Source organism: Algoriphagus terrigena DSM 22685, from assembly GCF_000429445.1.
Taxonomy (GTDB): Bacteria; Bacteroidota; Bacteroidia; order Cytophagales; family Cyclobacteriaceae; genus Algoriphagus; species Algoriphagus terrigena.
The window spans coordinates 24,509-51,144 of sequence record NZ_AUBW01000010.1; the positions used below are offsets into that span (position 1 = coordinate 24,509).

Below are 26,636 nucleotides of genomic sequence, written 5' to 3' on the forward strand. Positions count from 1 at the left end.
GACTACTGACAATGAATAATAAACAGGCGTTTCCTTTAAAGCTGTTGGATTTAATGGTTTTTGAAAAAAGGAAAAGTCGTTGGCGTACCATTGTCGGCAGACCACGGTCTTGGTCAAAAATTAAAATTAAGCGTTGCTATAAATCAAATTTCACCGTCAACAATCCATACCTGGGCTGGACAAGATAGGCATAGGTACTAATCAGATTTTCGCTGAAACTGTCTCTGCGGATCGAGCGGGTGTCGAGGATATTCCACACCGAAAGCCGGAATTCCCAAGGGCTGGATTTGCCCTGATAGCTCAGGAAAGCATTGAAAAACTCGTAGTCGCTCCGGATTCCACTGGCTTGATTCAGGTAAGTGTTATAGGTGTAGTCAGCATTCAGTTTGATCCCTTTGTAGATGTCCAGATCGATCTCGACTTTGGGGCTGTGGGTGGAAAAGGTGTTTTTGATCTCGCCCGAGGTGTACTGGTTTCCGGTGAAAGAATAGCCTAGATCCACTTCCAAAACCTTAAAAAACGTCGTGGTCACCTTTGTGTCATAGGTCTGGGAGAATTGTTCGTTTCGGCTAGGCATATCATTCAAGACAAGGTTGTTGGAGTAGGCATTCCATCGCCCGCCCAACTCGAATTTGAGGCGGTTGTACCGCTTGTCCATCCTGAGATTTCCATTGATCGTCTCGTTGGTAGGCTCGACGTTGAGCACCGAGAGAAGCCGATTGATCCCCATGAATTCCGTCGTGGTGATCAGCTCGTTCTTCTTTCTCTGCCAGACTGCATCCCCAAACAGATTGAATCCGGAGAACATGTCGAAATGGTTAAAATTCAGGGAATGGGTGTAGTAGAGACCATTTTCGAGCACGCGATTGCCCTGAAACACCGCATTGTAATCCTGAAGCACAAACCCCTGGGCAAGCTTTTGGATGTCCATGAAATTGGCTTCGGTCTGGAAACGATAGGTCAATGAACGGTTCGTCTTGATGGCCCATTTGGCATAAAATCCCGGAAGTAACAGCACCTTGTCATGGCTTCGTTCGTCCTCAAACTGCTGATCCTGCCAAGCGAAACGGTGAAGGTAAAGTGAGGGACTGAGGATCAGTTTTTTCCATTTGGTCTTGTACGTCGTCCCCAGATACAGATCCTGGAAGCCAAACTCATTGTCATTTTCAAAGGCATCAAAATCACTCCCTGCGTCCACCTGCTCCAAGCTTCCCGTCAGGCTTTGGGAGATGTTCTGATAGCCCAGCGACCAGTTCAGGTGGTTGGTTGCATTCAGGATGTGGTAGTAGTTAAAAGCTCCCTCGATCGTGCGGGAATGGATCTCCTGCTGCTGAAGAAACTGGTAGCTTTCCTGATCCATGACCGGAATGACACCGCCCAGCGGCTTCAAATTCGTGTTCAACTCATACAGCGGATCTTGAAATTTCTTTTCCCAGTTCACCTCCATGGAGTACACCCGCTTCTCGCTCGGCGCATGATACCATTCGGCTTTCTGCTGCAAGCTGTAGGGAGTTCGGGTTTGAACCGTCCCAAGATTTTGGACAATTTGCCCAAAATTGGAGTTCATCAGATTCCCGTTCTCAATATCGGAGAGCTTCCCAAAAGCGCTGTATTTGAAATATGTTTCGTCTTTAGGCGTGAAAGTCAAGCCATACTTCAGGAGCCCGGATTTGTTTTCCACCCGGCTGACCGAGGTCAGGAGTTCCTGATTGTTTTCACCTGAGTTCAGATAGGTTCGAAAGGAAGAACTCCCGAGCTCATTATCCGAACTTGAACCGATCAGAAATCCAGAGTGCCTCCACTTTTTGCTTGGATTGTAATTAAAATTAAGTGCCCCAAGTGTAGTCTCGAGCGAAGCGGCGTTATCGCGGCTGGCCATCGGGATGCCGATGTCGTCTCCTGCAAGGGCCACATTCGAACCGGTTCTTCGGCCCAGTCCGGCCATTCCCCCGCTAAACCGGAAATAATCCTGAAGCGTAAAGGTTTGCTCGCCGACATTGTTAGTGCCTCCGATTAGGTTTAGATTCAGTTTGGGAGCATAATAAAAGACATTCGCGTGCCCCAAATAGCGTTCTTGCGGCCCTCCTCCGGCCGTCACATCGCCGAAGACCATGTTCTTTTTCCCGTCCTTCAGCTGGATATTCAGGGCCAATGTTTCGTCATTGTCCAGTCCCCGGATCGGGGAGATTTCGTTGAAATTCTTCAACACCTGCACCCGGTCCACGGCATTTGCGGGAAGGTTTTTGGTAGCCAGCTTGGTGTCTCCGTCAAAGAACGTCTTGCCATCTACCAGGATTTTGTCGACCTTTTTGCCCTGTACTTTGACATCACCGTTGTCGTCGATCTGGAATCCCGGCAGCTTTTCCAGCACATCCTCCAGCTTGCGCTCCGTGCCGGTGGTAAAGGCGTCCGCCTTGTACGTCAGCGTATCCCCTCTCATCGTAACCGGCATCTCGGATACCACTTCGACCAGCCCGAGCTCCGTATCACTTTGCTTTAGGATGATCTGCATCTGGACATCCTGATTCCATTCTGAGATCAGTTTTTCAAACTGCTGATAGCCGACAAAAGAAACACGGAGTAGAAACTGGAAACCCTGAGCCAGCGTGATCTTAAATCTCCCCTCCTCGTTGGTGATCCCGAATCCGCCGATCTTTTGGGTGCCCTGGTTCACCGCCACGACGTTGGCGTAAGCAATCGGCCGATTCAGGCTGTCCAAAACCTGTCCGACGAGGGGTTTGGTTTGGGAAAAAGAAGAAAAGGAAATCAGAACAAATCCCAGGCAGATCAAAGTCCGGTAGAAAAAAGGCATAGTTGGTTTAGTTTTAAATGGTCAACAGTCGACGGACGACAGTCCACGGCTGTGTCAGGTAAAGATTTAATCTGGATTCTTCTGTGGTGCGTTTACCTCGTCCCAAAAGGCTTCGCCTTCCCAACTCTCGTAGGTGCTCAGCCTGACACATGTCATCGTACTTGGTACTTGGTACTTTGTACTTAATACTAATTTCCCACCCTAATCGTAAACTGATTCCCTTCACCGGGCTTTCCCTGGTACTGGTTCATCATCTGTTTCATCCCTTCCTCCTGCACGGTTCGGAATTCCTCGCGGCTGACAATTTTCCCACGCTTGGGATGCTCGATTTCAACAGGGTGGGAAGCAGGATTCAGCTCGATTTTTTCACAAATAAGTGTTCTGCCTTGATTATGAACTTCCAGTATCAAACCCGGTAAGCCGAAGTAATTATCCGGCCCATGGGAAACGGGGATTTCTGGGGTAAACCAAGCCTCTACCTTGATCGTGTCTTTGACAGCTTCCATCTCAGTCATCCCGGTGGAAAACCGCTGGGAATCGATAATCTTGGAATAGATTGCCTTTTGAGCGTTGTAGTTTCCGATTTTTTTGGTCTCTCCTGTGAGCTCCCATTCGGCAGGCTCCAGGACATCTTTGATCAGAAATTCTTTCCCCATCATTTCCTGTTCCTGTTCATAGGCTTGGTCTGCGATGTTTTTGTAGAGCACCCGGTCTGCACTGCCTGTATTGATCACCATGGTCATGCCGCCAGAGCTGGCTGTGGCTGGTCCGGCACCAAGACTTTCGGCTTGCTTCCAGTTGGATTCTGTCTGGGTGAAAGAAAGTATGTAGTCCCGCTCCATCTGCTTTTTGAGCTGCGCCTGGATTTCGGCCATCTGCTCGGGGCTGGTTTTGCTGCTGTCCATCTGGAACTGCATGCTGCTGGAGGATTTGTAATAGGCTCGTCCGGTCAATCCCTGAGCGATGGCCTGGGGTATGGTCGCGCTCACAAAAAAGAGCAATGCGAGTACTAGTAGTTTTGCTTTCATAGCTAGGTTAAATTATTTGTCTGAATAAGTTGAATTTGCGGTTTGGATTAAATTTGGTGGTCTTACGACCGTGGCCTGTTGACTTATTTCATTCTGGCACAAACCAATAAAATGCAATCAAACCAAAGAGTTAAGCACTGTTAACGTGTCTTAACCTTGAATTTTAAGCTGGCAAAAGTCTAGTCGGAGGCTTCGAAATTTTGACTTTCTTGACGCTTAAATCTTGACTCTAAAACTTCCAATCATCCACCAACCCGGACCTTATTTCCCTCACCCGGCTTGCCCTGATATCGATTTTGCAGCTGCTGGATGCTTTCTTCCTGGATCACATGAAACTCTTCATAGCTGACCACTTTTCCCTGTTTGGGCTTTTCAATTTCCACAGGATCAGCCGCAGGATTGAGTTCGATTTTTTCGCAATAGTAGGTTCTGCCTCCATTATGCACCTCCAAGATTAAACCCGGCAATCCGAAGTAGTTTTCCGGACCATGGGCCACGGGGATTTCGGTAGTAAACCAGACGGTGACCTGGATGGTATCTTTCACATCTTCCATTTCCGTCATCTCTGCCGAAAAGCGCTGTGCATCCACCACTTCAAAATAGCTTGCCTTTTGCGCTGTGTATTTTCCGATCTTTTTCGTCTCTGCACTCAGTTCCCATTGGCGCGGAACCAAGGCATCCTGGATCAAAAACTCCTTGCCCATAAACTCTTGCTCCTGCACATAGCTTTGATCCACGAGGTCTTTATAGAGGACCTCGCTTCCACTTCCGGAAAGACTGATAGTCATCCCATCGGCACTGGCTTGATCGGTGGCGCCTGCTAGAGTTTCGGCTTGCTTCCAGTTGGATTCAGTTTGGGTAAAAGAAAGGATAAAGTCCCGCTGCCAGGGTTTTTTCATGATTTCATGAGCTTCGGCAATTTCTTCCGGACTCATATCGGCGCTGTCTATCCGAATCATAATCTGATTAGAAGCTTTGAAATAGGCTCTACCTGAAAGCTGCTGGGATTCTGCCTCACCGAGGAGGAAGCCGAATAAGGAAAGGAGAATCAAAAGTCTGGTTTTCATGGCTAAAATGGATTTTGGTTTGGGATAAATTGTTCGGTACAAACCAATCCAAAGCCGCTGAGCAAAAGCGTTAAGCACTGTTAACGTGTGTTAACCTCGGTTTTTCGCTTCCACATAAGCCTCTAATTTAGTGGCGTGAAATCGAGCTAGTTGCAAGCGAGACTCGTAGAGATGACTATAAAGCTTGCGAGATTCCATGTGGCCTTTAAGAAATAATTACAATCACATGAAAAAGCTGCAATTCAAGCGAATAGGATTTTTGATCGGATTTACCCTGCTGGTGAGCATCGGGGTTCAGGCCTGGCGCACCTATTCCCAATTGCAGATCATCAGACGTCAGCTCGTCGTGGACATCCAGCAGTCTCTGGACAATGCTCTCGAAAGCTACTTTGCCGAACTGGCCCAAACCAATGTGATTGGGTTGACCAATCGGCCCGGCTCCCCCGCTCCCCCCAGTTTCGCGGGATTAGACTCGGGCCATATCACGCATATTACCATAAACAGTCAAGACACCGTCGGCATATCTGCGAATGGGTTGAGTCACAATACCCTCCGGCTTAAAAGGTCCCTGGATTCTGAATTAAGTCAAGAAATTGACTCCATTTTTTGGCAGGGTGCGCCAGCCGATTCCACTGTAAAAATGATTTTTCTAGATTCTTCCCAAAGAATTAATGTGGACAAAGGCCAAGATTTGAACGTGTTCTACAGGCGAAATCAAAACGACAGCATCAACCAGCTCCGATATTTCACCAACAAAGTTATCATCTCCATCACGCGGGATTCCCTTGATTTTGACAAAATCAAGACATACCTCGAGGCAGAACTGGATCGTAAAAGAATCGAGATCGACTACGAACTTTTCCAATCCACCAGAAGGATCCCCCGAACAGGAGAAAAAATGGAGCCTCCAAAAGCGCCAGAGAAAAAATCGGACTTGAGCTACATTACCGTCTCCCGCGCTACCTTTTTACCACCGGGACAGTCGTTGGAGATACATTTTGAAATTATTTCGAAAACCCTGGTAAGACGTGGAATCTTCGAGATTTTGACTTCTTTGACGTTTTTGGCCATCATCGCCTATGCCTTTTATTACCTGTACCAGACGATCAAAAACCAAAAGGAAATCGCCGAAATCAAGCAGGACCTGATCGCCAACATCACCCACGAATTCAAAACCCCGATTGCGACGACGCTTTCAGCGATCGAGGGGATTCAGCTGTTCAATTCGGAAAATGATCCTGCAAAGACCAGTCGCTACTTGGGCATTTCCAAAGCCCAAATGCTCAAATTGAACCAGATGGTGGAGAAACTGCTGGAAACGGCTACCCTGGATTCTGACCAATTGCCGCTTCATCCAGAGCCAATCGAACCTGAGATTTTGCTCCGCACCCTCGTGCAGAAGTTCCACACGATGGCTCCCGAGAAATCCATTGACCTCACGCTGCCCTCCCATTGCAAACCGATCCTGGCTGATCCCTTTCACTTTGAAAACGTCATCTCCAACCTCTTGGACAACGCCATCAAATACGGCGGAGATCAAATCCGGATTTGCCTGGACCAAAACGGCAACAGCCGCATCCGCATCTGGGACAATGGCGGAAAGATAGAATCCGCACAAAAGGAGCGGGTTTTTGAGCAGTTTTACCGGATTCCACAGGGAGATCTGCATGATGTCAAAGGCTTTGGAATCGGGCTTTATTACGTGAAAAAAATCCTCGAAAAACACGGAGGCAAGATCGAATTGGACACCGCGCCGAAGCACACGGCCTTCACCACCATCTGGCCATGAGCAAGATCAATGTATTACTGGCCGAAGACGAATTGGCCCTGGGAATGATCATTCAGGAAAGTCTCGAAAGCAGGGACTTCAAAGTCCGCCTCTGTGGCGACGGGCAAAAAGCCTGGGAAAGCTACCTCCAGCAAAAGCCGGATGTACTGGTCCTGGATGTGATGATGCCGAAGAAAGATGGATTCACCCTGGCTGCGGAAATCCGCAAGACCGATCCCTACACCCCAATCATCTTCCTCACTTCCAAAAGCCAGACCGAAGATGTGGTCAAAGGCTTTGGCCTCGGAGCCAACGACTACGTGCGGAAGCCCTTTAGCATGGAGGAACTGATCGTCCGAATCAAATCCCATCTGGACAAGATCCGAGTCCGGCAGAGCCAAAGCGATTGGATCGTCTTGGGGAAATACGAATTCCATCCTACCCGACAATTGCTGAAGCTGGGAGAAAGCGAGCATCCGCTCACTTCCCGAGAATCCCAATTACTTCAGATTCTACTGGAAAACGCGAATGACATCACCGACCGAACCAAGATTCTCACCCAAATCTGGGGTTCGGACGACTTTTTCAATGCCCGCAGCATGGATGTCTTTATCACCAAACTTCGCAAAAAACTCCAGGACGACCCTGGGATTCAGATCCTGAATGTGCGGGGATATGGGTTTAAACTGGTGTGTTGAGTTTTGAACTTATCGTCCCCGTGAGTGTCCCACTCACGGATTGACCACGTCTCTCCCCGACTCCCAATCCTACAAACCCTTACTCTTTCGAAGCCTTGTAGATCGCGTCAAGCAGGGAGCCTGCTTCTTTGGTGTCGTTGCCGAGTTCCCAAAACATGATACCTCCGATGCCCTTTTCCATCGCATAGCGGGTTTTCAGGGCTACGGACACGGTGTCATCATAGGACACCATCAAGCTGTCGGCTGCATTGTACATGTAGGGAGCCTGCGCTTTGTCATCCCAGAATCGTTGGAAACTGCTGTCCTGCTCGTACTTTTCCCGGATCTCGTGATAGGCCATCCAGCCGATGTGCAAGCCGTTGCTGAGCTGATAGAGTCCGTTGTTTACCGGCGGCACACCTTTCCAAACCCGTCCGTAGAAGGCTCCTCCGATCACGATCTGCTTGGGATCGACACCCTTTTCGATTAGGAAATCGACGATCTTTTGTGCGGACCGAGGGTCGGGATCAGGATTTTCTCCGCTTTGGAACAGACTATCCAGATGGGCTTTGAACGGCGTCCCCGCGATATCTGCGCTTTTGACATCGCCAAGCGGCGTATGGTGTCCGGTGTAGATAGACACGCCGGAGACCTGATCGTAGGTCATCACATTGGTGTAGTCCGCGTACTTCATGACCTCATTCACATCGATGAAATCGTAATACCGCTTCCAACCCGCCGAAGCAAAAGTCAGGATCTTTGGCGTGTCGAAGGTATCCAGCATCTCCCGCAAGCCCTTCATGAGTGCGGTAAAGTTTTGGGTATCTTCCGGTCGGGCTTTGGTACCCGCTCCCGAAATCCCGGGATACTCCCAGTCCATATCCATGCCGTCCAGGCCATAGGTTTGGATAAAATTCTTAGCGCTGGCAATGAACTTTGCCCGGCTCTCCGGAGTCAGCGCCATGTCAGAGAATCCATCCGCACCCCAACCGCCGATGGCGATCATGACTTTCAGATCCGGATTTCGCTCCTTTTGTTTCACCAGCGCTTCCAGTTTCGCTCCTGCTATCTCAGGTTTGCCAAACTTCATCTCCCCATCGATCACATGGGCGAAAGAGTAGATGATGTGGGTCAGTTTTTCCACCGGAACCTCCTCGGGCTTGTAGTTCCGCTCGGGCACGTAGTAGGCCATGATGACGGGTTGATGGGCGGAATTGGCCGTGGGAGTTTCTTCGGAAGGGTGGGCAGAAGGAGCAGAGCATCCCCACAAAAGGATCAGCGCAAAAAGAGCAGCGAGGTAAATATGTTTCCGAGCCAAAGTAAAGTTCTTTTGAAGTTGATGGATAATTTTTAACAAGATCAGATTACTTCTGTTATTTTTTTTAACAATCATCTAATGAAAGGATTATTTTCCTCCCAGAAAACCAAAATCAGAGAAAGTTTGAGATTATCGTTTAAACGGGGGGCTCCTCGGCGATAAGCACCAAATGCTGTCAGCCAGCTGCCATTCCACCGGAATTTATCGCAACTTTACAACAGTTACATCAGGCCACGTTTCCTCCATGAATATTAGAAAAGCTCTGTTTGAAGATGCTGAGGCCATTGCAGGACTTTTGATGCTGGCTTCCGGAGAGGTGATGTACAAGTTCGCCGGGGAGAAGAACTATCCGAAGGCGAGGGATTTTTTGTTTCATTTTGTAAAAAGACAAAGCAACCAATACTCCTACCAGAATTGCTATGTTGCTGAGGATGAAAACGAGTTGGTCGGCGCAGTTTTGGTTTATGATGGAGCGAAATTGGCAGAATTGAGAAAACCAGTTCTGGACTATATCCATCAGCATTTCGACTCCACCCTGCAAGTGGAGGACGAGACGCATGCCGGCGAATCTTACATCGATTCGCTGGGAGTTTCGTCAGTCCATCAGGGGAAGGGCATCGGCTTTCAATTGCTTCAGTTTGTGATCAACGAGAAGGTCAAAACAGGCGGCGGGACGATTGGTCTGTTGGTTGACAAGACAAATCCCGGAGCAAAGAGACTCTATTTGAACTTGGGCTTTATACCAGTTGGGGAGAAGTCGCTCCTGGGAATTTCACTGGAACACCTGCAGCTGAAGGTGATTTGATAGTGGTTTTTTAGCTGACACCTCCCTCCGAATATCAGTCCAGCCAGATCAACTGATTTGAGTTTTTGGACAGCTATTTTTGAAACGGTTCTTATCTTAGAAAGAAAACAAGTCGTGAAAACAGCTTTTGCCCTGCTCCTCCTCTTATTTCCTTCGCTGGGTTTCACTCAAGAAAAACTCGTCTCTGTAAACGGCATCAATATCAACGTCTTAGTGAAGGGGATGGAAGACCGGGCCAAAGGTTCGACTGTCATCGTATTCGAAAATGGGATGGGCGTGGACTTGGGCTCATGGAATAAGGTGCTGGATTCGATTGCCTCTTTTGCTCCTGTAGTCGCCTATGACCGGGCCGGAATGGGGAAATCCGAGGTTGTTTTTGAAATGCCCACCATCCAGTTTGTGAATGAGAACCTTCATGCGCTTCTCGATTCATTGCAGATTCTTCCACCCTACATCTTGGTCGGACATTCGTTTGGAGGTGTTTATATCCGAAGCTATGCAGGTCTCTATCCCGATGAAATCGCCGGATTGGTATTCGTTGATCCCGCGGATTTTACGGAGACAAAGGACGACTGGAACGATATATTCCGAACTATCGGAGTACCGGAAGCTAAGATCGAGGAAATGATCACCAAGCGCCTTTATCAACCGAGTAAGGTGGACTCTGTGAATTTCGGACCATGGAGCGAAGGTGAGGTTTTGAGGGAGTTAAGACTAAACGACTTTGAAGAAATCTCAAGATTGACATTGCCAAATGTTCCGATCTACTTTTTTGTCGGGGGGAAGTTTGATGTACCGGTCGAGAGGCGAAGCAAAGATTTTGACCAAGAGCAATTCTTCCACGTCAAAAACAATTCAAATATGGAACGATGGAAAAAGCTGATCTACGCTTCGGACAAAGGCGGCGCGCTCATCTATCTCACCAATTCAGGCCACTATATCCAATGGGACGAACCTCAATCTCTGATCGCAAACATCAAAGTCTTGGTAGACAGCCTGAAAGAAAAGAAATGATTGGCCTCAATTCTTCCCGGAACAAGTAGAAACTCTTCGAAAGTGGTTTCTAACAGCATTCTCAATCCATTTATTGTAATATTTATTACTGTAATCTATCTTACAACAATCACTTCTTCACCGGCAATCTCGCGCCGGTTTCCTCCCAAAAAGCTTCCAACTTCGTCTTCAGTTCCATCGCAACCAGGGGCAACTGCTTCACCAGATTGGTTCCCTCCAGAGGATCGTTGCGCAGGTCAAAAAGTTCCGCTTCCTTGCCGTCAAAGTAGTAGATCAGCTTGTAATCCCCAGAGCGAACGACCGAATGTGGCACTACATCCGGCTCCCGATAGTGGGGGAAATGCCAAAATAAGTCACGCTCAAGCGACGGCGATGCTCCCGTCAGCACTGGCCAAAGGCTCTCACCCTCCAATCCCGGTTGATCCGGATTGTCACCGGCCACTTCCAAGATCGTGGATACCCAATCCATCGTGATTGTCGGGACTTCGGAAGCGACTCCTTCAGGAACTCTACCCGGCAAACTCACAATCGTCGGGACGCGAATTCCTCCTTCGTAGGGATAGCCTTTGTATTCTCTCAGGCCAATGTTCCAGGTGACTGGATTGGCTTTGTTGCCGATCAGGCCGCCGTTATCCGAAGTGAAGATCACCAGGGTATTTTCCCGAAGTCCTGTTTGATCCAGGTAGGCTATGAGTTTGCCGACATTGGCGTCGAGGTTTTCGATCAGCGCAGCATAGACCGGATTTCGCTGCTGGCCTGGCTTCTTCTGCTTGTATTTTTCCACCAAATCAGCAGGCCCCATGATCGGCGTATGCACCGCATAAGGTGCCCAATGGACAAAGAACGGTTTCCCCGGATGGGTATCCAAAAAGCCAATCACCTCATCCGATTCCCGATCTGTCAGAAATTCACCGGTCTTGCGTGGCGGCAGGTTTTTGATCTGATAAAACTCCCTGGGAGTAGCCGGCAAGTAGGGATCAAAGTAGCTCGGCGGTTGGCCAAGGTCATTCCCGCCGATGTTCACGTCAAATCCCTGATCCTCCGGATGCATCCCTTCCTCGCCAAGATGCCATTTGCCCACATGGAGTGTGCTGTAACCCAATGGCTTCAATCGCTCCGGAATAGTCTGTTCTTCCAAGGGCAGAAAACCCTGAATCTTGGGCGTTTTCAGCGGCTTATCGGCAAATTCCTCGTACTCTCCGGGCAGGCCGGACGTGGTCACTCCCTGAAATTTCGCCCGAATCCAGTCCGTGATTCCGATCCTCGCGGGATATTTTCCCGTCATCAACGCCGCCCTGGATGGCGAGCAGATATGCGCCGCGGCATAGGATTGGGTGAAGCGCATCCCCTCGGCCGCCAACTGATCAAGATGCGGGGTTTCGTAGAAATCACTTCCAAACACCCCAAAATCCGTCGCACCCAAATCATCGACATGGATAAGGATGACATTCAGTCTCTCTTTGTCCTGGGGAAAAGACTGAAAAGTCAGCGTAAAAAGAGCGAGGAATACGGCAATTTTCTTCATATAACTTAATGGAGAAAGCCCGGAAAACCGGGAACTGAATCAATACTTCAGGCTTTTCAAATAAGCAATACTTTTTGGCAAGGCCTCCAATTCGTGGTCACCCTCATCCTCGATAAACATGTGCTTGATGCCGATTTTATTGGCTTCTCTCAGGATCGCCGGGAAGTCCAACTGTCCCTCTCCGAGCGGAACGTCATTTTCCGGCCCGGTCAGGCCAGTCATATCTTGGGGAGCACCTTTACGGAAATCCTTCAAGTGAAGTGAAACCCAGCGCTTGCCGTACTTTTTCAGCAAAGCCGCCGGATCTCCTCCTCCGAAAAAAGTCCACATCACGTCCATTTGCAGGGAAACGTACTTCGGATCGGTATTTTCTACCAAGTAGTCAAACAGAGTTCCTTTTTCATAAGGCTGGAATTCGTAGCCGTGGACGTGGTATTTGAAAATAAGCCCGTTTTCCTTCAGGACTTTGCCTCCTTCATTGAAAGCCTTGATGGCCCGGTCCGCGTCTGCTTTGCTGAATTCTCCTTTTTTGTGAGGAATCCATGCGCACATCACATACGTCGCTCCCGAAGCTTTTGCCCGATCGGCTACGGCTTGAGGATCTTTTTCCAATTGCTCGAAACCGGTTCCGGTCGAAGGGATCGAAATGCCACGATCCGAAAGCATTTTCTTGAAGTCCTCCGGAGAAACGCCCTGTGGCGCGCCGCCTTCAAACTCCGTGAAACCCATCTGCTGAATGATGTCAAGCGATTCGGGGACGCCATTTTTCCATTGGTTTCGGAAAGTATAGGAAGCAAATCCCAGCGGAACCTGAAGCATCGGGTCGCCTTTTTTCTGCGCGAAAGTCTCCTGAGGAGAAATGATCCAGGCGAAGGCGAGGAGGAGTAAAAGTGTCTTTTTCATAGGTTTTTATTTTTATCAACGGTCAACAGTCCGCGGTCCATAGCTGCTTGTAAAGCACTTCATTCGATGAGGCCGAATTAAACCATCCGCTTGGCTGGTGGAATCAGGCGGCAGTCGACTGTCGTCCGTGGACCAAAAATTATAGATTCATTTTCTTCAGTTCTTCTACGGCATGGTTAGCCGCGCGGGCAGTCAAAGTCATAAAGGTCAGCGTCGGGTTTTGTGTACTTCCACTCGTCATACAGGCCCCATCTGTGACAAAGACGTTTTTGCAATGGTGAAGCTGGTTGTATTTGTTGAGCAGGGACGTCTTGGGATCGTTGCCCATACGCACGCCGCCCATCTCATGGATATCCGAACCAGGAGGCGAGCCCCGATCTATCACGTTGATGTTTTTGAAGCCCATCCGCTCGTACATCTCACTTTGTTGCTGGATAAAGTCCGCCGTCATCTTGTTGTCATTGTCTTTCCACTCGACTGACATGATGACCTTTGGAATTCCGTATTTGTCTTTTTCGTCCTCACTCAGACGCATGTGGTTGGATTCATCCGGCACCATTTCGCCTTGCATCCAAGCCGCCATGCTCCAAAGTCCGTATTTCGGGTTGAGCAGATTATCCCGCAGCGCGTCGCCAATCAATTCGCCATTGCCATCCAATTGACGACCTCCCGACATCCCGATGGCGTAGCCTCTGAGGAAATCGGTTTCCTGCAGAAAGACGTTCCTGAACCTCGGGACATAGGCATGACCCGGATTTCGGCCTTCGTTGAATTTATCCGCAAAGCCTTCGAAAGTTGCGTTTCCGCTGCCCCGATAGTTATGGCAAGTGATGAATTTGCCCATCAGCCCGCTGTCATTTCCCAGTCCGTTGGGAAAGCGTGAGGATTTGGAATTCAGCAAGATCGCATTGGAGTTGAGCGTGGAAGCGTTGAGGAAGATGACTTTTGCATAAAACTCAATCGCCTCTCCGGTGTGTCGGTCGATGATCCGAACTCCCGTCGCTTTCCCTTTTTCTTCATCATAGATCACCGACTCCACGACCGAATCGGGCCGTAGCGTGAGATTTCCGGTCTTTTCAGCCCAAGGCAAGGTAGAGGCATTGGCCGAAAAATAACCTCCGTAGATACAGCCACGGTTGCACATCGCCTGATTCATGCATCTGCTTCTGCCCTGCTGCCTGTGAATCTCCTGCGGATCGGTCAGGTGAGCCATCCTACCTTGGATCAAATGGCGGTCCCCGTAGAGTTCTTTCAACTGGGCTGAATAATGCTTTTCGATGCAGCTCAGCTCAAAGCCCGGCTGCACCATCTGATCGGGAAGTTCAGCCAGCCCATCTCTATTTCCACAAAAACCGACAAATTGCTCCACATAGCTATACCAGGGCTCCATGTCCTTGTATCGGATCGGCCAGTCCACTGCATAACCGTCTCTGTCCGGCCCTTCAAAATCAAAGTCAGACCAACGCTGGGTACCTCTGGCCCAGAGCAGCGATTTACCTCCGACGTGGTAGCCCCGAAACCAGCGGAAAGGTTTTTCCTCGATATACGGCTGCTCATCTTGTGCCAAAGTCCAGTGCATCGTCTCTTCACGCTGCCAGTTGGCTCCACCGACTCCGGAGCGCTTTTCGATCGGCACATTGCCCCGAAACTCAAACTCCCAAGGCGCTTTAGAAGCCGTTGGATAGTCTTCGACGTGACGGACCATACGGCCCCGCTCGAGCACCAGTGTCTTCAGTCCTTTTTCGCAGAGCTCTTTCGCAGCCCAGCCGCCGGATGCTCCTGAGCCGATGACGATGGCGTCGTAGGTGCGTTTTTCTTTTGAATCTTGTAGCATGGGATTTTGGGTCTAAACTTTATCAGCAGGTACATCCGCACATCCACGGTAGAAACCGGGAGCGACTTGGTAGCCACGGTAATCGACCATGACTTCTTTGACCGTCGTAAATCCCATGATCGTGTTGGAGCGCATCAAATCGTAAAACTTCTTTTGCTCCTCGTCTTCAGATGCTTTCAAAGACATCAGGGTGTTTTCTCTTTCTTCCTGAGAAAAATCCTCAAACCCTGATTTTTTAAGCGCTTTTAGCTGGGATTTGATCAGGTCCTGATCTTCCTTTTCAAGGCATTTTTCAAAAAATTTGACCAGAAACTGATCGGTTCCGGTGCTGACCGCACCGATGGGTTTGGCATCGGGAGGGGGCAAGATCGGGGGGTGGCCCTCCGGAATGAATGTGTCGGCGATGGCCGTGATTATCCGTTCTTCATCAAAGCTAAAAAAGCCCTGATGAGTCAATCGATCCACGATCTGCCATTTCCAGTCCACCAGTGCGAGTCCGGCGATGCCTGCCACTGATCCGCCGATGAGCTTGAGTGAGTTCCTTCTGTTCATGTTTTAGGTATTTTGGGCAAATACTAAAAGCCAAGATAGATTTTTTTGAAAAGGGCTGTCGAGAATCGGTGAGGAATTCCACCAACGGAAAAATCAGCCCGGCAAAATCTAGCGATCTGAATAGTTGAAAGACAGGCCGATGGAAAAATAGGTCCTCAGTTTTTTGTCTGTGGTGTTGCTCGTGACGCCAAAGGTAATCGGTCCAAGGATGGATTTGTATGTGACATCCGCGCCGTAGCCAAAGTAACTTTCGTCCCGAAAGATCTTGTCCGGAAAACTCACCTCGTCGATTGGATATTGCTGACTGTACCCTATCACATTCGCCCCACCCCGCAAGTAGATCTTCTTGAATGGAATAAACTGAACCTCCGCGCCGAGCTTGAGAAAGTTGGGAGCAGTCACCTCGGCATAGTTTAGACCCCAGAATCTCGTGTCTCCAAACCGGATATTCTGGTAGCCGCCCACGTAGAAATCCTGAAAGATCTTCGACCCGTCATCGGTAGACAACACCACTGCTCCTGCCACCTCAGGCTTGATCTGTAGCCTCGGAGTCAACGGGAGGAATTTTGAATATCTGCCATAAACCGTGGCATGAGACTGTGGCGTGAACGTTTCGATCAATTCGTCCAAGGCGGAGACAGGAATCGGAAAAGGCTCTCCCTCTGAATCCAGATACACGGTATCCACGCCGGACTTTATATTCATCCCCAGCCAGTTACCAACGTTGAAGATGGTCTCGACCAGCCCCTCTGCTCCTGTTGTCGGATAATTACGGTCATTTTGAGAATTGCGGTAGTAGCGAAACTTCAGGCCCAAGTTGCGTTGGTACGCATTCTTAATATCCTCCGGAAAAACGCTCGCAAACCGATATTTCGAATTGTTATTTTCCAAAATCATCCCAAAAGAAAAAGCCTGTTTAAGAGAAGATGTAGAGATCATCTGTGCCTCTGCGCGCGAGTTTCTTGTAATGGTCACGTTGTCTTCCTCGCCGTCCACATAGTTGGGCAGTTGCTGATTGAGGTAATTCAACCGCATATTAAAAGCAAACTTTTTGGCGCCACCTACATACTTGTAGTAGTCGATCCTGAATTTTGGATTTTGGGAAATGTCCGCCAAGACCACAGTACGGGAAGACTTTCCGATCAGATCCCGGGCCGTATAATTCAAGAGAATTCCCGCAGAAAACTGGTTGTCGTAATGGATTGCGGTATTGAGCAACCGGGAAGATTTTTCTTTTACCCTGATCAAAAGGGCAAAATCTCCCCCATCAACAGCGGCCAGACTATAGTCAACCTTGTAAAAACCATTCATGCCAAACACCCGGTTGATCCCGTCCTGGAGTTCCTTGCGCGTCACTTCTTCCCCGTCCTTCACATCCAGTTTGGATAAGATGAGCGAGGTCGGAAAGATGGAATTCCCAAGTACCTGGATGGACTGGATACGAATCGAGCGGGCCTCCAGACCGATTGCTTCGAAGCTGTCTTTCCGTCCCAGGCTGTCTGCTAGATGTTCAAAACTCGGGTAAAACTTCTCCCCAGTCTCGTCTCCGATCTTCAAGATGGCATCGAAGTCATCAAAGCTCGCCGTGCCATAAGGCCCCAGATCTGGTTTGATATAGATGTTTGTGTCTTTGATATTGACGGCTGTTTTGCCGAGCGACTGCGCCATCGAGAGCTGCATCAAGATCGCTGCGAACCCTTCCAAATCGGCAGCTTTGATAAAATCCTCGTCGCTCACGTTGACGCCGATTACATAGTCCGCACCCATGGCCTTCACCACGTCCACGGGATAGTTATTCACCACACCGCCGTCCACGACCATCGTACTGTCCAGATGGAAAGCAGTAAATGCGGTAGGAATGGCGATACTTGAGCGCAACGCGTCGTGAAGGTATCCGCCTTGGAAAACGATCGGTTGTCCGGTACTGATGTCCGTGGCGATGCAACGGAATGGAATCGGGAAGTCGTCGAAGTCCTTGTACTTCCGGGCCGGCCAGGTGTAGTACTGCAAGACCTCCGACAGCATCTGTCCTTCGATCAATCCGGAAGGAAGCGAGATTTTCCCATTCCGAATCGGGAACTCAAGCAGGTATCTGTTGTAGTATTCTTTCTCCTCAAAGGCAACAGTCTCAAAGCCGACCCGGTTGGAGATGATCAGATCCCAGTCAATGGCGCGAATGATCTGCTCGAGCTCATCCGCGCTGTAGCCCAAGGCATACAAGCCACCAATCACCGAGCCCATGCTGGTACCAACGATGTAGTCGGGACGGATTCCAGCCTTTTCCATGGCACGGATTACGCCGACATGAGCCATTCCTTTGGCTCCCCCGCCACTGAGCACCAGGCCGATTTTGGGAGAAGGAGTGGCTAAACTGTCCTGCTGAAAAGAAAAAGAACGATGCGTCAATAACGCGCAAAAGCACACTAAACACAGCGTCTTCAAAATAGTCATCTTCGAACAGTTCAGCCCCAAGTCAGTACTTTACTTTCTGTAATCCAACGGAGCCTTCCGGTCGCCCACCAAAGCCTTATAGACGAACTTATCCCCTCTTCTTTTGTTCAATTCCTCCAGCGCTTTGCCAGTCACAGAGGGGTCTTTGAAGATATCCATCGCGGTCAAAGTCATCGTCTTGGCAGCTACCAGCATGCCTTTTTGCCCAATGCTCATGCCGCCCGCCGCGACTGCCTGCCAAGTATGCGCAGAGGTGCCTGGTACCCAAGTCGCAGCACCCAGACCTACAGTCGGCACCAGCCAACTGATATCTCCCACGTCGGTAGATCCGCCGGCGCCTTCCTCAGACACCACAAACGGGGCAATCTTCGCTGCGTCGTCTGGACTTGCTTTGACCCCCGCAGGATAAGTTTTGATGATGTCTTCGGCAAATTTCTTTTCCTCCGGTGTGTAGGTAACTCCGCCTACAAGCTCCAGATTTTTGTGCATGATGCGAGCAAGCGTCTCATTGGGCAGGAGATTATACACGCCGTTGATGACTTCGTATTCCATGCGCGTTTGGGTTCCCAACGCTGCGCCCTCGGCGGTTTTTACCATTCGGTCAAAGATCTCTTTCACGACGATGGCATCTGGATGACGGACATAGTGATATGATTCTGCGAAAGCAGGAACCACATTCGGGGCCTCTCCTCCACGGGTGATCACATAGTGCATTCTGGTTTCCATTGGCACATGCTCACGCATCAGGTTGACCATGAAGTTCATCGCCTCGACTGCGTCCAGGGCTGATTTGCCTCTCTCTGGAGCCGCAGCTGCGTGAGAAGCTTCCCCATAAAACCGAAACTTGGTCGAGATATTGGCCAGCGAAGAAGTCGCACCCGCCGCATTCTGGGAACTTGGATGCCAATGGATCATCGTATCCACGTCTTTGATCAAGCCAGCACGGGCGATGTAGACTTTTCCTCCACCGCCTTCTTCTGCCGGAGTTCCATAGACGCGGATAGTTCCCTGTATCTTATTTTCCTTCATCCACTCCATCACGGAGATACCGGCGGCGACCGATGCAGCACCAAACAGGTGGTGTCCGCAGGCATGCCCCGCTCCTCCTTCTACGACCGGATCACGGAAGGGAACCGCCTCCTGGGATACTCCCGGTAGCGCATCAAACTCCGCCATAATGCCTATCACCGGCTTGCCTGAACCGTACTCCGCAACAAATGCGGTGGGAATGTCTGCGACTCCGGCAGTCACTTTGAATCCGGCGTCAGTCAGCGTCTTCTGCAAAAGCGCAGAGCTGTTGGTTTCGAGATATCCCAATTCGGGATTTGACCAAATCTGCCGGGCGATATCGCCATAAAAATCAGCTTTGGAATCGAGTTTTTTCAATACTTCATCCTGGCCAAAGAGCGGCGAAAATGTAAGTAGAAACAGGAGTGGTAGTAGATAATTTTTCATCTGATTTCATGTAAGGTTGGTTTCCTGAGCAAAATACTAATTGTTGCCAAATGAAATAGAAAATAAGGTTGCGAACGGTAATCCTCATGAAAAGAGGCAAAACAAAAACTAACCGAGATTTTCTTTCATTTTTCAAACAATAAAATTCATTTTGAACCACTTTAATTGTCAGTTATTTAGAATATTCTTAATTTTTGTGACCAACCTCCAATTCAAAATGAAAAAATTTTTAAAAGTAATCGGCTATCTCCTAGGGGCGGTAGTCATACTGGTGATCGGCGCAGTCGCCTTTCTCCAATTCGGGTTTCCAAAAGTGGATCCTGCCGAAGAAATCACCATCGAGTACACGCCTGACCGGATCGAGCGGGGCGCGTACCTCGCCAACCACGTCACAGTCTGCATGGACTGCCACTCGACACGCGATTTTTCGTTGTTTTCAGGGCCAGTTGCCGAAGGAGCCTTGGGTGCTGGAGGGGAGAAATTTGATCAGTCGATTGGCTTGCCGGGAGTTTTTTATTCCAAGAACATTACCCCTCATGGCATCTCAGACTATACCGACGGGGAGCTCTATCGCCTGATCACCACCGGCGTAACCAATGAGGGAAGACCGATATTTCCCCTTATGCCTTATCCTTCGTATGGCAAGATGGACTCGGAAGACATCTATGACATCATCGCTTACCTTCGTTCGTTGCCTGCGGTAGCTTCCGACATTCCGGACTCCAAAGCCGATTTCCCGGTCAATCTGATCATGAGGACCATGCCTCAGAATGCAGAGATGACCAAAAAACCATCCCCAGCAGATCAGGTAGCCTACGGTGCATATTTGATCAATGCTTCCGGATGCAAAGAATGCCACACACAAGTCAGCCCTCAAGGCGTGATTATGCCGGAAGTGGCCTATGCCGGAGGAAGAAGCTTTCCGTTTCCAGGCGGTGCGATAGTCAGTTCAGCGAATCTTACCCAATGTCCCGACACCGGAATCGGCAATTGGGATGAAGCTACTTTCGTATCCAAATTCAAGCAATACGCAGATTCAGGCTACGTCAATCCAAAAGTAGCTCCCGGAGAATACAACACGATCATGCCTTGGACGATGTATGCGGGGATGAAGGAAGAAGACCTGAAGGCAATCTTCGCCTATCTGAAAACTGTAGAGCCCATAACCAATCAGGTAGTGAAGTTCACCCCATCAAGCGAATAAGCTATTTCGATGTACTCATGATTGAGCGGCCTCACTATCTGTGAGGCCGTTTTTTTTTACTGGATATTTTTCAAAATCCCCACACTGCCCAATTATCCACGAATGATGCTATTTTAGTAGCAAGCGGGGCTAGCCCATTTTCGGAATCTTCCCGTAGCCCTCCGTTTCTATGTCAAGCCGATTTCTATGAATCCATCCCGAAGGAAATTTATCGCCCAACTCGGCACGCTGAGTGCAGGCGCAGGACTTGCTGACTTGGCTGTTGCTTCGTCAGACAAGTTGAGATTTCCCGAAAAGGCTCCGGCTTCTTTCACGCTCAGCATCCTTCAGACCACCGATGTGCATTGTCAGATCCATGCGCATGATGAATTATTTTGGGAGGATGGAGCTGCCGTATTTCGAAAAACCGGTGGCTATTCCAATCTGAAAACTTTTCTCGATCAGGAAAGGGCGAAGATGGATCACAGCTTCTTGATTGATACAGGAGACATGTTTCAAGGATCTGAGCTGTCGGTCAAAACCACCGGAGAGGCGATGGTTCCTATCTTGAATGCCCTGGACTACGACCTTTATCTTCCCGGAAACTGGGAGGTGGTCTACTACAAAAAAACCATGCAGCACCTCTTGGGGTCTTTGACTGCTCCGAAGGTTTGCGCCAACATGTATCACGACGCAAGAGATGGAAACAAAGGAGAACTGATCTTTCCACCTTACCATATCTGGACGGTGAATGGGGTTAAAATAGCATTTCTCGGCTACACAGATCACCTCGTCCCACTGCGGCAATCGCCAAATTACAGCAAAGGAATCTTCTACACCAAGCCAGAAGAAAACCTGGCGCATTATGTAGATATCCTGAAAAATCAGGAAAAGTGCGCCTTTATCGCACTCATCGCCCACATCGGCCTTTCGCAGCAAATCCACTTGGCGAATCTCCCCGCTTGTGAGGGCGTCGACTACATCCTGGGCGGAGACACCCACGAGCGTGTTCGCAAACCGATCCAGGCCAAGTACGCAAAAGTCGTGGAACCCGGCGCATTCGGTTCCTTTGTAGGAAAATTGGAACTCAAGATTGAAAACGGCAAGGTCATCGGCGACTCCTACGAACTGATGGAAGTGGATGCCGCCAAATACCCGGAATCTCCTGAAATGAAGCAACTGATTTCGCAGAACGAAGGACCCTATCTGGAAGATATTCAGCGAGTCGCCGGATACAGCACCATTCCACTATACCGGTATTTTGTAATAGAAAACACGATCGATACGATGATTTTGGATGCCATCAGCTGGCAAATGCCGGAGGTAGACATTGTGCTTTCCAATGGATTCCGTTTTTGCCCGCCACGATCTACCCCGGACGAGACTGGCAATATTCCGATCACCAACGGTTTCATCTTCGATATGCTACCCGTGGATTCCTTTATTCGGACAGGAAAAGTGAGCGGAAAACAACTGCAGGACTGGTTGGAGAAAGAACTCCACAACGTCTTCGCTGCCGATGCTTCCCAGCGGTTTGGCGGCTGGATGATCAAGTTCAAAGGCATGGAATTGAAGTTCAACGCTTTTGGGAAAAATGGAAAAAGAGTACAGTCGATCCTGGTCCACGGGCGACCTCTAGACCCGAAGAAAGTGTATCAGATCTGTGCCTGTGAGCGCGATGGCGATCCCGACGATATGCTTTGTCGGATCCGCGGAGTGAAGGACACGGAGAACACGCCGTTTACGCTGCACAATGCGATGAAGAATTACCTTGCCGAAAACTCACCCGTGACACCAACCCCTCCACAATCCTCCATTGCGCTGGACGCCCCCGCGACGCTTCTGACACAGGTGAGCGGAGTGGACTATGAGTTTAGATAGCTGATCAGGCCCCTTGGATTGTTTAAAATCTGAATTTCTTTGGTCTTCCGCTACGGTCTTCGGAACCTTTTCGACGCCGATATTCGATGTCGGCCGAGTTGCTACAACTATGAATCAATCCCCCTCATTCCTTTCCTGCCGATTTCTGCCTAGTTTAGCTCCTCCAAGCGTTTTCACCGAAACCCCAAAGCAATGAGCAGAAAATACCTCCAAATTGGTCTTATCCCTTTAACGCTTTTTGCCTTTTCCTGCACGCCAAAAGCCACTTTTCGAATCATCGACAAGCCGATCACCTGGAACGCCGAACGCGAAGCTCTTTCCCTCCAATACCTTAAAGACCGGCACGGCTTGGAACAAACTACGGCTACCATCCAGCCACAAATGGTCGTGGTTCACTGGACGGCGATCAACAGCATCGAGGTGACGCATGACGTGTTCAATCCTCCGGTTTTGGGTGGGCGTGCCGACCTGACCGGAGCAAGCAATCTGAACGTCTCCAGCCAGTTTCTCATCGACCGGGACGGGACTATTTTCAGGCTTTTACCGGATACCACCCTCGCTCGGCACGTGATTGGCTTAAACTATCTGGCCATCGGCGTCGAAAACATCGGCAGCGATGACATGCCACTGACCAAAGCCCAGCTCAAAGCCAATGAACAACTCGTCAGATACCTCAAGAGAAAATACCCCATCGACTATGTGATCGGGCATCACGAGTACCAAAACTTCCAGAAAACCGACTTGTGGAAGGAAACAGATCCCAACTATCGAACTGTCAAAAGCGATCCTGGGGACAAATTCATGAACAAACTGAGAAAAAATCTTGTCGACCTCAACCTCAAACCTGTACCCAAGCTTTAATTCCCTTATGCGTTTCCAATTACAGTTTTCCATTTGGATCATTTGCTCAGTCTTGTTTTTTGCTTCCTGTAAGTCCCAAAAACCAGTTCCCGTTCAGAAGCCAACTCCTCAGCAGCCGAGTACTACTACCAAACCGACAACCCCGGCAAATCAGAATACTCCTCCCAAAACCGCCGAAACACTTCCTCCAAAAACCACACAACCGTCTCTTGCTCTCAAGCCGCTCAGCTACCAGATGCCGGATATTCCCCGGGAATTTCGCGGAGTTTGGATCGCCACCGTCGCCAATATCGACTGGCCGATTTCCTCCACGGATCCCTGGGAAAAGCAAAAACAGGAATTTGTCAGGCTCTTGGACTATTATAAAAAAAACAACTTCAATGCGGTTATCGTCCAAGTACGGACTGCGGGAGATGCCTTCTATCCGAGCAATCTGGCTCCCTGGTCCAAATACCTGACCGGAAAGCAGGGCAAAGCTCCCGCTACCGCCGAAAACCCGCTCACTTGGATGATCAAGGAAGCACACGACCGCGGGCTGGAGTTTCATGCATGGCTCAATCCCTATCGGGCCACGATGACCCTCAACACCGAGGAATTAAGTCCCGAGCATGACTTCAACAAGCACCGCAACTGGATGCTGAAGTACGGAAGCAAATGGTACTACGATCCGGCACTTCCTGAAGTAAAAGCTCACCTGCTCGCCGTGATCTCGGAGATCGTGGACAATTATGACGTGGACGCGATACACTTTGACGACTATTTCTACCCATACAAAGAGCCGAAACTGGATTTCCCCGACAAAGCCTCCTACGACAAATACAAAAAACCGGGGCAAAGCCGGGACGACTGGAGAAGACAGAACGTCAATGACCTGATCTATGCCCTGAACCAGACGATCAAAAGCCGCAAGCCTTGGGTTCAGTTTGGTATTTCACCCTTTGGAGTCTGGAGAAATCAAAGCAAAGACCCGAAAGGCTCTCCTACGCAAGCGGGCCAAACCAACTACGATGACCTCTATGCGGATGTCCTTCTTTGGATGAAAAACGACTGGATCGACTACCTGGTGCCCCAGCTCTACTGGAGCATGGAGCACCGCCTCGCCTCCCACCGCATGCTCGCCGACTGGTGGTCCAACAACAGCTACGGCACCAACGTCTACATCGGCAACGGCCCCTACAAGATCCGGGATGATTCGGACGCTGCCTGGAAAAACCCATCAGAGCTCAACACCCAGATCAACTACGCTCGAACCCTGCCCCAGATCCAGGGAAATGCCTTTTTCTCGGCAAAGTCGCTCTACACCAAAAATCAGGACATCGCGGACCTGCTCAGCAGAGATGTCTACAATCAACCGACGCTTCCGCCTTCCTTTGAGCCCAAAACCCAGTCCACAATCGAGATCCCAGTCGTCTTTGACGTGAAGACAAACGCCGAAAAGACCCAGATCAGCTTGGAAAAGCCGATTGATCCCGCGATCCGCTACGCAATGGTACAGGGGGGAAATGATCTGTCCACGCTACAAGACCAGACTATCCACACCGCTTGGGTAGGTGGCTCAAGAGTGCGATATTTAGAAGTGCCGAGCCTGAACACCGACTATCTTGCCGTCCGATGGATTGACCACTACGGCAGGATTGTGCAGACTCAGGTATTCCAAACACCAAAAAACTCCCGCTAATGAAAGACATGCTCGTTCGCCTTTTGGAGCTCCCGGACTTTTCTGATGTAGAAAAGAAACTGCTGGAAAAAGAGAAAATCGTTTTTCGCAGGGCCATTGCTCCCGAAAAACTCCTCGTGGCGGACTGGGTGATGGAGCAGTTTGGAGAATATTGGAAATCCGAAGTAGAAGTGGCCTTTTCCCGGCAGCCTGTTTCGGTTTGGCTGGCGCAAAGGGGAAATCAGATCTTGGGCTTTGCCTGCTATGAAAGTACCGCCCGTAACTTTTTTGGTCCGACGGGCACCTTGGAGTCCGAGCGGGGAAAAGGAATCGGCAAAGTCCTCCTGATCAAATCACTGGAATCCCTTCGAGAGATGGGCTATGCCTACGCCATCATCGGCGGCGTCGGACCAGCCGAATTCTATGAAAAAACGGTTGGTGCCAAAGCCATCGACGGCTCCGAGGTCAGCGTATACCAGCATCTTCTGAGAAAAAAATGACCCAAAATAACACCAAAAACCCTTGGTTTTGGGTTCCTTCGCTGTATCTGACTGAGTCGATGCCCTACGTGGTCATCATCACTGTCTCGGTGATCATGTACAAAAACCTCGGCATCTCCAATGCCGACATCGGTCTTTACACCTCATTTCTGTATTTGCCGTGGGTCATCAAACCTATCTGGAGCCCGATTCTGGAGCTTTTCGGAAATAAGAAAAAGTGGTTTCTGAGTATGCAGCTTATCCTTTCCCTGGTCTTTCTGGGAGTGGGGTTGACGACCGGCACGGATCAGTTTTTTGTAGTCACGCTGGCTTTCTTTTGGATGGGAGCTTTTGCCTCCGCCACCAATGACATTGCTTCCGACGGCTTATACCTGATCGCACTGAAGCCCGATCAGCAAAGCTTTTTCGTAGGAATGCGCAGCACCTTCTATCGTGTGGGAATGATCACGGGGCAGGGTTTGATCGTGATCCTGGCTGGTTTCCTAGAGGAAAAATTTGGGAATCCCACCCAAGCTTGGTCCTATACGATGATTGGAGTCGCCGGTCTGATGCTGATCCTGGCTGGACTGAATTTCCTGACCACCCCGAATATCCTGGAAGTTCGCAGCAAGCCCGAGGATCAACCAGCCTTCGGAAAGATCTTTGCGACCTTTTTTACCAAGAAAAACATCGGACTTTCGCTGGGGTTCGTACTGCTGTATCGACTCGGGGAGTCTCAGTTGGTAAAGATGGCTTCGCCGTTTTTCCTGGACGAAAGAGCAGAAGGCGGCTTGGGATTGAGTACGACGGAGGTTGGGTTTATCTACGGCACTTTGGGGGTAATTGCTTTGCTGGCCGGAGGAATCCTGGGCGGGATCGCCATCTCCAGACATGGACTCGGCCGATGGATGATGCCGATGGCCTTTGCGATCAATGCGCCAAATATCGGCTATGTGTTCCTTTCCTGGCTGCAACCGGAAAGCATCAGTTTCGCGATGACCGTTGTGGTGATCGAGCAGTTTGGCTATGGATTTGGCTTTGCAGCTTATATGATCTTTCTGATTTTCTTGGCAGAGGGAGCGTTCAAAACCGCCCACTACGCACTGGCGACGGGTTTTATGGCGATGGGAATGATGCTGCCTGGCATGCTCAGCGGCTACGTGCAGCAATGGCTCGGCTATCCGGGCTTCTTCGTGTGGGTGGTGATCGCGACGATTCCTGGTTTCTTGATGGCGTATCTGGCGAAGTATCCAAGGGAGTTTGGGAAAAAATTAGAAGGCTAAAGTCAGAAATCTGAAACTTCGAAATTCGACGTTTAGTATTCGGTGTTCATTATTAAAAAATCAAAAAGACCGAATATCGAACG

20 protein-coding genes are annotated in these 26,636 nt (G+C 49.7%); 10 read left to right on the top strand and 10 right to left on the bottom strand.

What is annotated here, in order from left to right; genetic code table 11:
* Positions 1 to 136: 136 nt before the first annotated feature.
* The 3 genes from G459_RS0110325 to G459_RS0110335 all read right to left on the bottom strand — a co-directional run bounded on the left by G459_RS0110325 (position 137) and on the right by G459_RS0110335 (position 4,907).
* The gene (locus G459_RS0110325) at positions 137 to 2,812 is read right to left on the bottom strand and encodes a carboxypeptidase-like regulatory domain-containing protein (RefSeq protein ID WP_026967589.1); all 2,676 of its coding nucleotides are present in this window, start codon (positions 2,810 to 2,812) and stop codon (positions 137 to 139) included.
* Positions 2,813 to 3,000: 188 nt separating this feature from the next.
* On the bottom strand, positions 3,001 to 3,840 hold the full coding sequence (locus G459_RS0110330) for a GLPGLI family protein (RefSeq protein WP_026967590.1): 840 nt from the start codon (positions 3,838 to 3,840) through the stop codon (positions 3,001 to 3,003).
* Between the two features lie 242 nt (positions 3,841 to 4,082).
* Positions 4,083 to 4,907, bottom strand: a complete 825-nt coding sequence (locus tag G459_RS0110335) for a GLPGLI family protein (RefSeq protein WP_035455646.1) — start codon at positions 4,905 to 4,907, stop codon at positions 4,083 to 4,085.
* A gap of 226 nt (positions 4,908 to 5,133) precedes the next feature.
* On the opposite strand from G459_RS0110335, the gene G459_RS0110340 reads away from it, so the two are divergent.
* Both G459_RS0110340 and G459_RS0110345 read left to right on the top strand, forming a co-directional pair.
* Positions 5,134 to 6,696: a sensor histidine kinase gene (locus tag G459_RS0110340; protein ID WP_026967592.1), complete on the top strand. Its 1,563-nt coding sequence runs from the start codon at positions 5,134 to 5,136 to the stop codon at positions 6,694 to 6,696.
* Positions 6,693 to 7,373, top strand: a complete 681-nt coding sequence (locus tag G459_RS0110345) for a response regulator transcription factor (RefSeq protein ID WP_026967593.1) — start codon at positions 6,693 to 6,695, stop codon at positions 7,371 to 7,373. The genes G459_RS0110340 and G459_RS0110345 overlap by 4 nt, the downstream gene beginning before the upstream one ends.
* Positions 7,374 to 7,452: 79 nt before the next feature.
* On the opposite strand, the gene G459_RS0110350 is transcribed toward G459_RS0110345, so the two are convergent.
* Complete coding sequence (locus G459_RS0110350; RefSeq protein ID WP_084454460.1) at positions 7,453 to 8,745, bottom strand: glycoside hydrolase family 18 protein; 1,293 nt, start codon at positions 8,743 to 8,745, stop codon at positions 7,453 to 7,455.
* Positions 8,746 to 8,914: 169 nt separating this feature from the next.
* Here G459_RS0110350 and G459_RS0110355 point away from each other — a divergent pair, with 169 nt between their 5' ends.
* Both G459_RS0110355 and G459_RS0110360 read left to right on the top strand, forming a co-directional pair.
* Positions 8,915 to 9,475: a GNAT family N-acetyltransferase gene (locus G459_RS0110355; RefSeq protein ID WP_026967595.1), complete on the top strand. Its 561-nt coding sequence runs from the start codon at positions 8,915 to 8,917 to the stop codon at positions 9,473 to 9,475.
* A gap of 114 nt (positions 9,476 to 9,589) precedes the next feature.
* Positions 9,590 to 10,489: an alpha/beta fold hydrolase gene (locus G459_RS0110360; protein WP_026967596.1), complete on the top strand. Its 900-nt coding sequence runs from the start codon at positions 9,590 to 9,592 to the stop codon at positions 10,487 to 10,489.
* A gap of 109 nt (positions 10,490 to 10,598) precedes the next feature.
* Here G459_RS0110360 and G459_RS27210 read toward each other — a convergent pair whose 3' ends face one another.
* From G459_RS27210 to G459_RS0110390, 6 genes are all read right to left on the bottom strand, one after another.
* On the bottom strand, positions 10,599 to 12,014 hold the full coding sequence (locus tag G459_RS27210) for a sulfatase (RefSeq protein WP_051315165.1): 1,416 nt from the start codon (positions 12,012 to 12,014) through the stop codon (positions 10,599 to 10,601).
* A 39-nt stretch (positions 12,015 to 12,053) separates the two neighbouring features.
* The gene (locus G459_RS0110370; protein WP_026967597.1) at positions 12,054 to 12,917 is read right to left on the bottom strand and encodes a sugar phosphate isomerase/epimerase family protein; all 864 of its coding nucleotides are present in this window, start codon (positions 12,915 to 12,917) and stop codon (positions 12,054 to 12,056) included.
* A gap of 139 nt (positions 12,918 to 13,056) precedes the next feature.
* Positions 13,057 to 14,751: a GMC oxidoreductase gene (locus tag G459_RS0110375; RefSeq protein ID WP_026967598.1), complete on the bottom strand. Its 1,695-nt coding sequence runs from the start codon at positions 14,749 to 14,751 to the stop codon at positions 13,057 to 13,059.
* A 12-nt stretch (positions 14,752 to 14,763) separates the two neighbouring features.
* The gene (locus tag G459_RS0110380; RefSeq protein WP_026967599.1) at positions 14,764 to 15,303 is read right to left on the bottom strand and encodes a gluconate 2-dehydrogenase subunit 3 family protein; all 540 of its coding nucleotides are present in this window, start codon (positions 15,301 to 15,303) and stop codon (positions 14,764 to 14,766) included.
* Positions 15,304 to 15,411: 108 nt separating this feature from the next.
* Positions 15,412 to 17,754: a patatin-like phospholipase family protein gene (locus G459_RS27215; RefSeq protein ID WP_084454462.1), complete on the bottom strand. Its 2,343-nt coding sequence runs from the start codon at positions 17,752 to 17,754 to the stop codon at positions 15,412 to 15,414.
* A 30-nt stretch (positions 17,755 to 17,784) separates the two neighbouring features.
* Positions 17,785 to 19,209, bottom strand: a complete 1,425-nt coding sequence (locus G459_RS0110390; protein ID WP_026967600.1) for an amidohydrolase — start codon at positions 19,207 to 19,209, stop codon at positions 17,785 to 17,787.
* Positions 19,210 to 19,426: 217 nt separating this feature from the next.
* On the opposite strand from G459_RS0110390, the gene G459_RS0110395 reads away from it, so the two are divergent.
* The 6 genes from G459_RS0110395 (at position 19,427) to G459_RS0110420 (ending at position 26,553) form a co-directional block, all read left to right on the top strand.
* Positions 19,427 to 20,413 (top strand): c-type cytochrome, encoded by a 987-nt coding sequence (locus tag G459_RS0110395; protein ID WP_026967601.1) that lies wholly within the window; start codon positions 19,427 to 19,429, stop codon positions 20,411 to 20,413.
* A gap of 186 nt (positions 20,414 to 20,599) precedes the next feature.
* A complete protein-coding gene (locus G459_RS0110400; RefSeq protein ID WP_026967602.1) occupies positions 20,600 to 22,273 on the top strand; it encodes a bifunctional metallophosphatase/5'-nucleotidase in 1,674 nt (557 codons plus the stop codon).
* Between the two features lie 192 nt (positions 22,274 to 22,465).
* Positions 22,466 to 23,134 carry an N-acetylmuramoyl-L-alanine amidase gene (locus tag G459_RS0110405; protein ID WP_026967603.1) on the top strand — a complete coding sequence of 223 codons (669 nt, stop codon included), beginning with the start codon at positions 22,466 to 22,468 and terminating at the stop codon, positions 23,132 to 23,134.
* A 7-nt stretch (positions 23,135 to 23,141) separates the two neighbouring features.
* Entirely contained in the window at positions 23,142 to 24,812 is a 1,671-nt protein-coding gene (locus G459_RS0110410; RefSeq protein ID WP_026967604.1) for a glycoside hydrolase family 10-like protein, read from the top strand.
* A complete protein-coding gene (locus G459_RS0110415) occupies positions 24,812 to 25,291 on the top strand; it encodes a GNAT family N-acetyltransferase (RefSeq protein ID WP_026967605.1) in 480 nt (159 codons plus the stop codon). Before G459_RS0110410 ends, G459_RS0110415 begins: the two co-directional genes overlap by 1 nt.
* Positions 25,288 to 26,553: an MFS transporter gene (locus G459_RS0110420; protein WP_026967606.1), complete on the top strand. Its 1,266-nt coding sequence runs from the start codon at positions 25,288 to 25,290 to the stop codon at positions 26,551 to 26,553. Before G459_RS0110415 ends, G459_RS0110420 begins: the two co-directional genes overlap by 4 nt.
* Positions 26,554 to 26,636 lie beyond the last annotated feature (83 nt).

Coding starts and splice junctions, on each gene's coding strand:
- G459_RS0110325 (WP_026967589.1), bottom strand. CDS start 2,812: ATGCCTTTTTTCTACCGGACTTTGATCTGCCTGGGATTTGTTCTGATT.
- G459_RS0110330 (WP_026967590.1), bottom strand. CDS start 3,840: ATGAAAGCAAAACTACTAGTACTCGCATTGCTCTTTTTTGTGAGCGCG.
- G459_RS0110335 (WP_035455646.1), bottom strand. CDS start 4,907: ATGAAAACCAGACTTTTGATTCTCCTTTCCTTATTCGGCTTCCTCCTC.
- G459_RS0110340 (WP_026967592.1), top strand. CDS start 5,134: ATGAAAAAGCTGCAATTCAAGCGAATAGGATTTTTGATCGGATTTACC.
- G459_RS0110345 (WP_026967593.1), top strand. CDS start 6,693: ATGAGCAAGATCAATGTATTACTGGCCGAAGACGAATTGGCCCTGGGA.
- G459_RS0110350 (WP_084454460.1), bottom strand. CDS start 8,745: ATGATTGTTAAAAAAAATAACAGAAGTAATCTGATCTTGTTAAAAATT.
- G459_RS0110355 (WP_026967595.1), top strand. CDS start 8,915: ATGAATATTAGAAAAGCTCTGTTTGAAGATGCTGAGGCCATTGCAGGA.
- G459_RS27210 (WP_051315165.1), bottom strand. CDS start 12,014: ATGAAGAAAATTGCCGTATTCCTCGCTCTTTTTACGCTGACTTTTCAG.
- G459_RS0110370 (WP_026967597.1), bottom strand. CDS start 12,917: ATGAAAAAGACACTTTTACTCCTCCTCGCCTTCGCCTGGATCATTTCT.
- G459_RS0110375 (WP_026967598.1), bottom strand. CDS start 14,751: ATGCTACAAGATTCAAAAGAAAAACGCACCTACGACGCCATCGTCATC.
- G459_RS0110380 (WP_026967599.1), bottom strand. CDS start 15,303: ATGAACAGAAGGAACTCACTCAAGCTCATCGGCGGATCAGTGGCAGGC.
- G459_RS27215 (WP_084454462.1), bottom strand. CDS start 17,754: ATGACTATTTTGAAGACGCTGTGTTTAGTGTGCTTTTGCGCGTTATTG.
- G459_RS0110390 (WP_026967600.1), bottom strand. CDS start 19,209: ATGAAAAATTATCTACTACCACTCCTGTTTCTACTTACATTTTCGCCG.
- G459_RS0110395 (WP_026967601.1), top strand. CDS start 19,427: ATGAAAAAATTTTTAAAAGTAATCGGCTATCTCCTAGGGGCGGTAGTC.
- G459_RS0110400 (WP_026967602.1), top strand. CDS start 20,600: ATGAATCCATCCCGAAGGAAATTTATCGCCCAACTCGGCACGCTGAGT.
- G459_RS0110405 (WP_026967603.1), top strand. CDS start 22,466: ATGAGCAGAAAATACCTCCAAATTGGTCTTATCCCTTTAACGCTTTTT.
- G459_RS0110410 (WP_026967604.1), top strand. CDS start 23,142: ATGCGTTTCCAATTACAGTTTTCCATTTGGATCATTTGCTCAGTCTTG.
- G459_RS0110415 (WP_026967605.1), top strand. CDS start 24,812: ATGAAAGACATGCTCGTTCGCCTTTTGGAGCTCCCGGACTTTTCTGAT.
- G459_RS0110420 (WP_026967606.1), top strand. CDS start 25,288: ATGACCCAAAATAACACCAAAAACCCTTGGTTTTGGGTTCCTTCGCTG.